Here is an 11,702-nt window from a genome sequence, read left to right as displayed (position 1 = left end):
GTGATTTTGGATGTTGGGGCAATGGCTATGGTTCGCAGCATTTGCTGTGACGCTGGTAATCTTTATTGCTGGCCATATGCAAGCAAAAGGAAAGCATAACGAAATTATTAGCCAGGCGGATCCATCTAATAAGCTCACGTCGTGGTTGCCGTTCGCTTTGCATTTGACAGGTAAATTTCAACGGACTTTGGACACGCATCCGATATTCGTTTCTCTCAGGCAAGCTATCTTTCAACTGCATGGTCCGCAAGCTTTTTATGTCCGATATCGGCTCTTCGTAGGTGAGGTGATGCTAATCGCATACATAGGCACTATGACAGCCTTACTCTTGCCTGCAATAACCGATGGCAGTGCCGTTAATTTCGTAGGAGCATTGATGTTAGCTCTAATTCTTCCATTGGTGAAGTCGAAAGAACTTATAAACAAGTCTGTACAAAAACAACAAGACATTCAGATGGAGTTGCCTGAGTTGCTTAGCAAATTGAGCTTGCTCGTTCAAGCAGGCGAAACGGTTCAAAAGGCACTTGCTATATGTGTGCAGCGTAAGGGTGAGCACTTGAATCATCCGCTGTACATGGAATTGAATCGCATGTTGAAGGATGTACAGAACGGATATTCATTCGCACAGGCATTAGAGCAATTTTCAAAGCGTTGTGCGGTTCAGGAGGCCGCTATGTTTACTACGACGATATTGATGAACCAGAAGCGAGGAGGTTCATCATTCGTATTAGCGATGGAGGATTTGGGGAGACAGTTGTGGGACAAACGTAAGTCTGTTGCGCGCAAAAGAGGAGAAGAAGCATCGACGAAGCTTATTTTTCCAATGATGCTAATGTTCCTCGTTGTGCTAGCTGTTGTTGGTGGACCTGCACTTATGATGATGGGTTAACTGGCTATCTATCTTACCACTTGAAAACGAAAAGGAGAGATTGATATGTTGCAAGCAATGAAATCACAATGGAAACGTTTCTGGAAAGAGGAAGACGGATTAGGAATGGTAGAGTTAGTCGTTATTATTGCAGTTGTTGTCTTTTTGGCAATGATATTTAGAAATCAGATTTCTGACTTTATTGAGACGATTATTGGGGGAGCTGAGGACAAGACGACAAAATTGATGGGATCTTGATGGGATGAAGGCACTTAGGAAATGGCGTTGGCTATCACGCGAAGATGGGGCGGCTATTATGATAGAGGCTTCGATTGTCTTTCCTATCATACTATTGTGCACGCTAATCATGTTATTTCTAGGAATTATGATTTATCTAAAGGTCATTACTGCACATGGCGCCGTGCTCAGTTCAGAGCGTGCGGGAGTTATATGGAGTAATAGTAACAAGCATCCAATAACAGGTACGTTTCCACAGCATACCTACGATACATTATATTGGCGAGCGTTCGACGACAAGTTAATAGACCGTGTATTTCAAGGAGGCGGCGCGAATAGCGCCTTCTCCATTGTACTACCTAGTACTGGATCTTCTGGCAGTTTGCCTGAGAAGAAGTTGGGACTAAGTGCTGGGCATATTCCTAGTTCCTACAAAGGCAGCATGGAATATGGAAATAGCTTATTAGAACGTACCGTAACAACTTACTTGCAAGAGCCGATTAAAGATAACGTACTAGAACGTTTGTCGGGAACAAGTATTGATGTTGATGGAACAGCAGTAACAGCTGTTGTTGAACCAGCAGAGTTTATTCGCACCGTGCAGTTTGTAAGATATATGCACGTTAAACTTACGGAAATGAGTGGAACGCTTGGGGCAACTCCAAGAGAGGCAGGTTCTCTAGTGCAGAGAGCTGCTGCACCATAGAAGGGACATATTTTTAATTGTAAGTGTGATAGCATTCTTGATTCTTGATCGGGGTTCTTTTTGTTGAACGGATAAGTAGGGGGCAGTGTTAATGAACGGTACACACTTGGCGAAACAAGTACGCAAATTCTGCATACTAGGAAGACGGTTCTGGAAGCGCCAGAAGGGAGCAGTGTCTATTTTTTTAATATTTATCGTTATGGTCATATTCACGGTCATGACGGTATTCATAGACTATGCACGAATTGCAGCAATGGAATGGCGTTCGGAAGTAATTGCTCAATCCGCAGCTCGCTCAGTTATGTCGGCTTTTGATCCTGTTTTGCAGCAGCGCTATGGATTGTTTGCGTACGGTGAGACAGAACCTGCGTTAATCGTGGAGGAAGTTCTTCGTCAACATGTACCTAAGCAATCTCAGAATTCTTTTTCATGGGTACAGCTCGAAGTGGACGGTCATTCTACGGGGGTGACTCGTCCACTTGGGCATTTGGAAGAGTTTGAGCACCAAATTATGGAAGACATGAAATATAAAGCTCCTGTTCAGCTCGGATATGAAATATTCGGGAGAATGAAGCCGATGGCGAATGCTATGGGTGAAGCTTCGCAAGTAATGGATCTAATGCAAAAATTAGAGAAAATGTACACCAAACGTAATCATTTATTGGATAAAGTCATTCGAGATCAAAAAGCCGCCCGTGTTGCGTTTTCGGATGCGCAACTAGATACAAAAATTATTGACGGGATTCAAGCGTTCTATAATCCCCAGCATATCTTTGATAATCCAATTGGAACTATAAATACAGCGGCAGATATTGCAATGCAGTATAACGATTATGTTGAAAAATATAGATTAGATAGAGATGTTATAGAAAAGGAAAAACAGTATCAGAGTGAAATCAAAGATTATGAAAATGATGCAAAATCAACCACACTTGAACTAAAGCAAATGTCAGAGTACATGAAGAATAGGCATCAGACCTTTGTTAATCGCTCCATTACGAATCTGGAGGAAGCAAGATCGATTAATAGTCAGATGAGCACAATCGTACTTCAAGCTCGTCTTAATTCACCCCCTCCCGGCTATAGTCAAGTTGGTGGTGCGAATGTTCCTACTCAACCGGGAAGTACTACTTCTCAGGCAGACGTGCTTAATCAAATAAGACAGTCTGCGGATCAACTTGTAATGAGAGATCAGTTCTTTATTGAATATGACCGTGAACTAATTCAACAAAAGACGCTAGTTAGTAATTTGGATGATCGCATTAAAGGCTACTCTTCCTTAGTTGGACAGTCATTAGGAGGGGGGGGCACTAAACTTCCTCTAGCTCAATCGGTGTTCAATATGGCCCAGCAATGGAAGCAATACGATAAAGACTACGTGGCCCTGTCTAATTTGGTTGATAAACGTGCAGCTGAGTTGGCAGAGCTTAAAGCGAAAGACAGTGAAATTGCTCGTACCAAAAAAGTGGCGGATCAGAAGATGATGGAGGCAGCCGCATTATTGTCCAGTTTGACCAACTTGGGTAATCAGATTGAAGCGAACAAGGAAGGTTTTACTGATGTTCGAAAGAAAGTTGAAGCCATACGCCAATTCAATGCGTCTGAGGCAACGAAGCAAGCTGGTATTCCTAAACATAGTAAGGATGCTAGTGAGGCGAGTTCAGAATCTATGAATTTTATGACGACGTTGTTTAATGGAATGGGAGATATTTTAGTAAGTGGTAGAGATCGAATGTATCGCAATGAATATTCGTTTTTGTATTTTACTTCCTATGATCCTACCAAGCTTCAGTCCATTATGACTTCAGGAGTGAATATACCGAATAGCGTTGTCGAATCGTTAGGCGTTCACAATCAAGAGCTGGAATATATTTTATATGGTTTTGATCATCATTTTAGCAATATTGCAGCTGCCTATGGTGAAATATTTGCTACTCGATTAGCTATTCGAACAATGGAGGGGTTTGTGGAAAATAGACATCTCGTTCATCCGCTGCTCATTACTGCTGCAGCAATATTGTATGGGATTACACAAACCATTATAGACATGCAATTGTTAGTAACTGTAAACCAAATCCCCTTGTCTAAATATACACCGAATATAAAGCTTACTTATTCGGACCATTTACGGATCTTTATGATGGCTCATGGGGATCGGGAAGATATGATGCTGCGTATGTTGGGGCTTATTCACTACAACACAGGTACAGATCCTACAACAAGCGGAACTTATGCAGAGACTCAATTGAGGACGAGGATGAAACTATGGTTTTTGCCAGGGCTGATGAAGCTTCTGGGGCATAGCGGGATGTTAGGAGGGCAGGTTGTTAATGGAAAGTACGAGAGTAGTAAAACATCTGTATTTTCTTATTAGTCATCGACTGCAGGTACGGTCCCTTTACCCGAAACGACGTCTATTATCTCGTGCTAATGAGAATGGAAGCATTATTGTTGAAGCGGCGTTGCTGCTGCCTATGGTATTGCTGTTATTTCTTTTCTTTATTTATATGATACAGGCCGCTGTCATTTCCACGGCTTTACAGTCTGCAGCAACGAATAGTGTAAAGCAAGTAGCGACACATATGTATCCAGTGGCTTTAGCAGCGGAAGCGATTCCGCCTGTATGGGAGATGGGGCCAATCGGGAGAGTCATGTCCAAGCCTCCAATCGCTAATGCTCAGCTTCTCATCACTGAATTTGTAAATACATTTGGAGCATCGCTGCCTGAGCCTGTATCTAGTTGGATAAGCTCCGGTAAGGAGTGGGTTGGCAGTCAGGTTCATAATCTAGGCGAACAAATACAAGCATCTGCTGGGCAGGCGATGTTTCAACCGCTCTTGGCGAGATACGGCATTCAAAATGTACTGGTCGCTGACCGAATACGAGTAACGCATTTGAAGCTCCCCGACATCAAGAGCAAACAGTCTCCCTTTATTTCACTGCAAATCGAATATGATTTGCCGATGAGGGTACCTTTCACGATGCAGAAAGTGACGTTAACTGCGCGAGCGTCTGAGCGAGTATGGATTGGGGATGGTCCTCCTCCCAACTTAACTAACGGACAGGATGGATCAGCACAAGATAAACCACCACCTCAATTGGGAACGTTATCTCCGCAGCCGCTTCACCCAGGAGGGAAAGCAAGCCTGGATGCCAAAGTTGAGCCGAATGAGCGGGTAGAGCTTATCGTCTATTGGAAGAGCGGAACAAGCGAGGCTAAGCATGTCGGTTGGGCCGAAGCTGATGCCAACGGAAATATTAATTGGACTTGGCATATATCAGGGAATACCAAGCCAGGAACATGGAAGCTGGAAGTTCGAACTGCTGATGGGCGTTCTAGTACGATGATGTTCGATGTCGAGAAAAAAGTAAAGTGAGGTGAGGGACATTTGAATGGTGCTGATATGATAGGGGCTCTGTTAGTTGTTTTTGCGTGTGTCACGGATGTGCGGAAGCGAATCATACCGAATTATCTTACTGTAACCGCTGTTGTTAGTGCTCTGCTGTTTCACTCGATTATGACCGGAATGGATGGATTATTATTTGTGTTTAAGGGTATATTGATTGGCTTTTTTCCTTTGTTTTTATTATATGTGATACGGACAGTAGGGGCAGGCGACGTGAAATTTTTTGCTGCATTGGGTGCATGGATGGGAGGGGGGTTCATCTGGGATACCTTTATGCTCTCAATCCTATATGGAGGGATAATTGCACTAGTTATTTTGTTATATCAATATCGAACATTAGGCAAAAGGTTGTTGCGCTCTTGTTTTCAGCTCATTGGATTAAAATCTATTGAGCCGATTAAGGATGTAATTCGTCAACCAGCTACATTTCCATTTATGATCGCGGTCGCTCCAGCAGCTGTAACGGTATATTCATTTCCTTTTTATACTGTGTAACAGTCGATATGGTGTTTGAGGAGCAAGTTGAGAGCGAGAAAGGAGTTCAACTGTGTACGGGTATAAGGCGGATTTTGTTCATGACGGTAAAGTAATGATGAAAGTTATTCGAGACCCAGCGATACGGTCAGATGAGTTGGATATGCATGCCATTAAGATGATGCAGCGGCACCCTATTCCACAGATGCTTACCCTTGATGTGCGAGAAATCGATTTTAATGTAGAACTCTATTTCGATATTAGCGGTAAAAAAATGCTCCAACAGTTATTTCGTAGTGAGAAGTTAACAGAAATGCAGCTGTATGAGTGGCTACTACAGTTGATGCGAATGGTTGAAGACTGTCGATCATACATGCTGCATCCGAATCAATTGCTGCTTCATGAACAATTTATCTTCATAGAAGGGGGCATTGCACAGGGCGTTCTGCATGTGCCTTATATTCCAATACAAGCGCCATTGCATGAGAACAGTATGATGGAAAGTATATGCCGCCTTGCCATCCAACTATCAGGCAGTGTGTCAACTTGGCAAGGGGATACCTTTCATCAGATGGTTCGTATGTTGCACGACGGTAGTTATTCCATTACTCAAGTACGTCAATTCGTCCAGGTGGCTATATCTAAACCATTGGTTGATTCGAGTACATGGCATAGTGGTACGGCTGTTTCTGAGGGAACTATATCGGGGCGTTCGCAGTTTAATCATATGACTGATAGAGACGCTTTATCTACTGCATCTAGAGATTCGCATGTTAGGAATGATAGATACACGCCTAATCAAACGACTACCACGCATGCAATGAATGACTACAAGCTGGATGCAGACATAAATTCATCCGATCAGTTAGATTCTGCTGAGCTGCAGTATCGGAATCAGCTTGCATGGCCGGAACCTGATACTGAAGATGATAGCGGTGAGCTTCAACCGCTAGAAACACAGTCGCCCATCATTGGATCGGGTATTGCAATAATGATTTCTGTGCTTGGTTGGAAATTTGGTTATATGGAGAGTCGTGATTCCATTGGTATTTTTTTAAGTTCCTCTGCTACAGCAGTAGCTTTATTTATGGGATTCGCATGGTGGAAAGGCTGGTTCTTAGGAATGGTGAATTGGTTCCGAAGTGCCAATAATCGTGACAAAGCTAAGAGCGTAAAGAAAAGGTGGACTGTCACACCTGCGACAGGTATGCTTCCTGATTTTGCATCGGTAGAGTTGCCGTCAACCGTGTTGTCTTCCACAACGCCCACTAATGAAAAAATACAAAGCGGCCCCATTTCAGCAACAGTTGTACGGCCAATTCGCTCACAGGAGCCAGTCTCGCTCTCATCTCATTATGATGATATTTCAGAACATACGACCTTGATGAGTGGCGGCCAATTTGATGCAACGACGTTGCTTGATTCCTCTGCTGGGGAACTGGCCGCTAATGCACCAATCATATTTGCACTTGAACGTCTTGCTTCCGACGAGCAAACCATTGAAGAGACAATTACGATTACAGAGTGGCCATTCATAATTGGACGCGGAGCACAAGGAGTTCATCTTGCATTATCTTTAATGGGTATTTCAAAGATGCACTGTGAATTAAATAAGCAAGACGATCAGTATGTCATTCAAGATTTAGGTTCTAAAAATGGAACTGAACTGCAAAATGATATGCTGATTCCATATAAAAAGTATCCGCTCCAAGAAGGGGATCGTATTCGAATTATTGATTATGTGTATCGGGTAAGTATGAAAAAAGTACGTACACCCAGAGTATTGCACGTTCGTTGAAGAATCAGTTTTGTGAAGCCCTGCGTGTTAGCTAATTACTGTGCAGGGCTTCTTTGTTATGTTAAATGATGTTTGAATATGGATTGAGATTTAGGGGGGGCGAAGCCATCCTATTTTTCTTTCAAGGCAAGAAGCGCTTTTTCCACAGTTGGATATCGGAATTTGAATCCGTGCTGGAGCGCTTTCATAGGGAATACATGTTGCCCTTCCAACACTAGAATGGACATTTCGCCAAGCATTAACTTCAATGCGGCTGCAGGCATAGGAAGCCAATGAGGCTTTTGATAGATGCTGCTAATCTTACGGCCGAATTCTTCATTTGTTACAGATTCGGGAGCGCTGGCGTTTATCACGCCGCATATAGATTTGTCATGAGCGATATAGTCGATTAAACGAATGATATCATCAATATGAATCCAAGAGAAAGGTTGTTGTCCGCTGCCTAACCGCCCACCGACGCCGAATCGATATGGCAGCAATATTTTCTGTAAGGCTCCTCCTTCTGAGGAAAGTACAGGAGCGATACGAAGTTTCACTGTGCGTTGTGCGGGTACTTGATCGGCTGCTGCTTCCCATTGTCGAACGACATCGGATAAGAAATCCTGTCCTGCTGGAGGGGACATCTCGTCAAACCTATCGCTTTTAGAGCTGCCGTATACGGATGAGCCAGAAGCGGAAATCAATAGAGGCAGTGTTCGATGGCGCTTAGCGGCCCAGTCCGATATTTGTCTTGTAGGCTCGAGACGAGATTTACGTATTCGTTCTTTTGCATTTTCATTCCATCGCTGGTTAATCGTTTCGCCTGCCAAATTGACAACAACGTCTACATCGTCTGCAATTGCTGGCATTTGAGCTAGCTGAGACCATGTGAGATAAAATGGTTGGCGTGTACGAGATGAGTTGTCAACGGCTGGCATAGAGCGGGTTAGTATGATGACTTCATGTCCTTCGTGCAGCCATTTTTCCGCTAACTTCGTCCCAATTAAACCTGTACCGCCGCTAAGTAACATTTTCAACTGACACCAACTCCCTAACGATTATGATATTAGCTTCATAACCAATTCCGAAAACGTTGCACCAAATTCTAGTATTTGTTACAGTCTATCACAACAAAAAAGTAGATATGCTAATAAGCGCATATCTACTTGATAAAATTATTGTTGCAGTAAATGCTCATAAGCACTGTAATCAATATTATGTTGCCTCAAGTTCTTAACTAGGTATTTGTAATCCCGTTTAGGGGTAGCCTTGATGTAGCCTTCTACACAATGATTGTGTGTCACCTGTGCTGCACCGCTTTCCACCGCAAGCTGGCCAATTTTTGCGGCAATTGTATGCTTGGCTATGTCTCGAAATGCGTTGGGTACAGGTTCAACAAATAGATTCAATAGTGCTTTGGACTCTTCTGTCCATAATGGACGACTGCGTTCTACCCAATAATTCTGCCAATCGAGCTTCGACTTGCCATCGCGCATGGGGAGAACTTTAAGAAATTTGCGAAACATAAAGTAGCCGCCAATGGCCATGAGACCGACTAGAATAAACGTCCATAATGTGATCGTGTTGAGAAACCCGTCACTAGGCCGAGTTGCTGCTAAAGGAAATAAAGAATACATGATGTGCATTAGGCTCACCTCTTGTGAATTTCCTGAATTTACATATGACTCTTCGAATTATACCGCATTCCTAGATTTATTTCGATATAACCTGTAAAATAGGTACAATTAGTTGATAAAGGAGTTGTATTATGCTGAAAATTGGCTCTCACGTATCATTCTCGGATAAAGGATTGCTTACAGCGACAAAGGAAGCTGCTTCATACGGCTCCAGCTCGTTCATGATATACACAGGTGCACCTCAGAATACAAGACGCAAACCTATCGAGTCACTATATATTGAAGAAGGCAAGCAGCTTATGGAGAAAATCGGCGTCGAAGAAATCGTCGTTCATGCTCCGTATATTATTAATCTTGGTTCGTACAAGCCTGACACGTTCGAGTTGGCTGTGAACTTCCTGCAAGAAGAAATTCGTCGTACTCATCAAATTGGAGTGAAGCAAATCGTTCTTCACCCTGGTGCATATACGGATAAGGACGCAGAATACGGTCTTGCCCGCATTGCGGAAGGACTTAATGAAGTATTGAATAACACACAGGATACGGATGTAAATATTGCATTGGAGACGATGGCGGGCAAAGGTACAGAAATGGGCCGCAGCTTTGAGGAGCTTGCTACCATTATCGACAGAGTGCAATTGAACAATCGTTTGACCGTTTGTTTAGATACTTGCCACGTACATGATGCAGGGTATGACCTCGTTAATGATCTGGACGGTGTATTAGCTGAGTTTGATCGCCTTGTCGGCTTGGAAAGAATTGCAGTTGTACACTTGAATGACAGCAAAAATCCAACAGGAGCCCGCAAAGACCGTCACGCACCAGTTGGAGCAGGATGGATTGGGTTTGAAGGCATCCATCGCATCGTTCATCATGAAGCGCTGCAAGGACGTCCATTTATTTTGGAGACGCCATGGATTGGTAAAGATCCAAAGAAACAACGCCCGATGTATGAAGCTGAGATCGCGCTTCTGCGCGGCAATGTATTGGAGCGCTTTGGTGCATCGATCATCGAAGATGTAGAGCGTATCGACAGCTTGATGAACAAGGAAGGCCTCGATCGTCGTGGCTTCGTTTTGGATACTTGGGATGTAATTAAGTCCGATGCAAAGGCGCGCAAAGCTGACCCGCGTGAGCCGATGGAGCGTCTATATGACACAATTATAGCAGCTGGATTATTCCCTGAACTGTCGGAAGAAGAAGTGAATCAACGTTTGAGTGTTTGGTTTGCTGGGGACAAAGTCATTTCTAAATAAGAAGATCCAGTGGGGGAGAAATACATGATACATCAACATACAATGACGCAAGCTCGTCTGGAGGCAGACAAAGAGCGTATGAATCGCGGCAGAATGCTTATCTCTTGTCCTGACCGGGCGGGAATTGTAGCAGCGGTTTCTAAGTTTTTGTTCGAGCATGATGCAAACATTGTTCAATCAGATCAATATACGATGGACCCAGATGGCGGTATGTTCTTTATGCGCATCGAATTTGATATGACTGAGCTTGGGGAGCGTCTTGCACAGTTGAAGAAGGACTTTTCAACGATTGCGGAATCGTTCGAAATGCAATGGCGCATTACGCGAGTATGTGATAAAAAACGTCTTGCTATCTTTGTTTCTAAGGAAGATCATTGTCTTGTTGAATTGCTATGGCAGTGGCAGGCAGGGGATTTGGATGCTGAGATTGTGATGGTTATTAGTAACCATAATGACATGCGCGATTACGTTGAGTCGTTTGGCATTCCATATCACCACATTCCAGTTACGCCTGATACGAAAGCAGAAGCGGAGCGTCGCCAGATTGAGCTTGTAGAAGGAAAAGCAGATGTCATTATTTTGGCACGCTATATGCAAATTATTTCTCCTCGATTTATTGAGGTATATAGGAACCAAATTATTAATATCCATCATTCGTTCCTTCCAGCGTTCGTTGGCGGTAAGCCGTACCATCAAGCTTACACCCGCGGGGTGAAACTGATCGGAGCAACGGCTCACTTCGTTACAGAGGAATTGGACGGCGGTCCGATCATCGAGCAAGACGTTGGCCGTGTTACACACAGTGCGGATGTAAGTGAATTGAAGCGAATTGGCCGTACGATTGAGCGCGTCGTATTAGCGCGTGCCGTTCAATGGCATGCTGAGGATCGTGTTCTCGTTCATCAGAACAAGACCGTTGTCTTCAACTAGCAGCAAGTAAGAATTAGTTTTAAATACGGGGCCGGGCGAACAGTTTATAAGATCGTCCGGCTCTTTATTTGGCTAAATAGGGAAGGGGGAGATTGCTTGTCAGTTTTATGGTTTTTTGTTATTGTATGTGCCGTCGCAGCTGTCGTGTACGGTATAATGGTCATGAAGCGGAGAGCGCGTTCTCGGACAAACGTCATTTCAATTACGCAACGCACGAAGGCTAAGCCATTGCAACAGACAGGACAAAAATGTTCCTTTTGTAAAACTCCATCCCAAAAGTTGATTTTTTATGCAAGAGAAAATAGTACTATCGTTGGCCTATGCAAAGATTGCAGACCTAAAGCAGAACGACAAAATATGCTTCCTCTTTGAATAAAACGGACATTCAGCACAGAAAACGACTTTACACA

Annotated in this window: 11 protein-coding genes; 9 read left to right on the top strand and 2 right to left on the bottom strand. The window is 43.5% G+C overall.

Annotated elements, in window-relative coordinates; all coding sequences use genetic code 11:
* The first annotated feature begins 10 nt into the window (after positions 1 to 10).
* From NQ117_RS09860 to NQ117_RS09830, 7 genes are all read left to right on the top strand, one after another.
* Positions 11 to 889: a type II secretion system F family protein gene (locus tag NQ117_RS09860; RefSeq protein ID WP_258277778.1), complete on the top strand. Its 879-nt coding sequence runs from the start codon at positions 11 to 13 to the stop codon at positions 887 to 889.
* A 45-nt stretch (positions 890 to 934) separates the two neighbouring features.
* On the top strand, positions 935 to 1,126 hold the full coding sequence (locus tag NQ117_RS09855; protein ID WP_258277777.1) for a Flp1 family type IVb pilin: 192 nt from the start codon (positions 935 to 937) through the stop codon (positions 1,124 to 1,126).
* 4 nt (positions 1,127 to 1,130) lie between these two features.
* Complete coding sequence (locus NQ117_RS09850; protein WP_258277776.1) at positions 1,131 to 1,811, top strand: TadE family protein; 681 nt, start codon at positions 1,131 to 1,133, stop codon at positions 1,809 to 1,811.
* Between the two features lie 91 nt (positions 1,812 to 1,902).
* Complete coding sequence (locus NQ117_RS09845; RefSeq protein WP_258277775.1) at positions 1,903 to 4,185, top strand: TadE/TadG family type IV pilus assembly protein; 2,283 nt, start codon at positions 1,903 to 1,905, stop codon at positions 4,183 to 4,185.
* On the top strand, positions 4,142 to 5,188 hold the full coding sequence (locus tag NQ117_RS09840; RefSeq protein ID WP_258277774.1) for an AAA family ATPase: 1,047 nt from the start codon (positions 4,142 to 4,144) through the stop codon (positions 5,186 to 5,188). Before NQ117_RS09845 ends, NQ117_RS09840 begins: the two co-directional genes overlap by 44 nt.
* A 12-nt stretch (positions 5,189 to 5,200) precedes the next feature.
* Positions 5,201 to 5,713: an A24 family peptidase gene (locus NQ117_RS09835; RefSeq protein ID WP_258277773.1), complete on the top strand. Its 513-nt coding sequence runs from the start codon at positions 5,201 to 5,203 to the stop codon at positions 5,711 to 5,713.
* Between the two features lie 52 nt (positions 5,714 to 5,765).
* Positions 5,766 to 7,490: a DUF6382 and FHA domain-containing protein gene (locus NQ117_RS09830; protein WP_258277772.1), complete on the top strand. Its 1,725-nt coding sequence runs from the start codon at positions 5,766 to 5,768 to the stop codon at positions 7,488 to 7,490.
* A 110-nt stretch (positions 7,491 to 7,600) separates the two neighbouring features.
* On the opposite strand, the gene NQ117_RS09825 is transcribed toward NQ117_RS09830, so the two are convergent.
* The gene (locus NQ117_RS09825) at positions 7,601 to 8,500 is read right to left on the bottom strand and encodes a TIGR01777 family oxidoreductase (protein ID WP_258278220.1); all 900 of its coding nucleotides are present in this window, start codon (positions 8,498 to 8,500) and stop codon (positions 7,601 to 7,603) included.
* Between the two features lie 144 nt (positions 8,501 to 8,644).
* On the bottom strand, positions 8,645 to 9,115 hold the full coding sequence (locus NQ117_RS09820; RefSeq protein ID WP_258277771.1) for a DUF2621 domain-containing protein: 471 nt from the start codon (positions 9,113 to 9,115) through the stop codon (positions 8,645 to 8,647).
* A gap of 122 nt (positions 9,116 to 9,237) precedes the next feature.
* Here NQ117_RS09820 and NQ117_RS09815 point away from each other — a divergent pair, with 122 nt between their 5' ends.
* On the top strand, positions 9,238 to 10,362 hold the full coding sequence (locus tag NQ117_RS09815; protein WP_258277770.1) for a deoxyribonuclease IV: 1,125 nt from the start codon (positions 9,238 to 9,240) through the stop codon (positions 10,360 to 10,362).
* A gap of 24 nt (positions 10,363 to 10,386) precedes the next feature.
* The gene (purU, locus tag NQ117_RS09810; protein WP_258277769.1) at positions 10,387 to 11,292 is read left to right on the top strand and encodes a formyltetrahydrofolate deformylase; all 906 of its coding nucleotides are present in this window, start codon (positions 10,387 to 10,389) and stop codon (positions 11,290 to 11,292) included.
* The last annotated feature ends 410 nt before the right edge of the window (positions 11,293 to 11,702 follow it).

Source organism: Paenibacillus sp. SC116 (assembly GCF_024733555.1).
In the GTDB taxonomy this organism is placed as follows: domain Bacteria; phylum Bacillota; class Bacilli; order Paenibacillales; family Paenibacillaceae; genus Paenibacillus_B.
The sequence above is the reverse complement of the archived record's forward strand: the minus strand, read 5'-3'. Positions and strand labels throughout refer to the sequence as shown.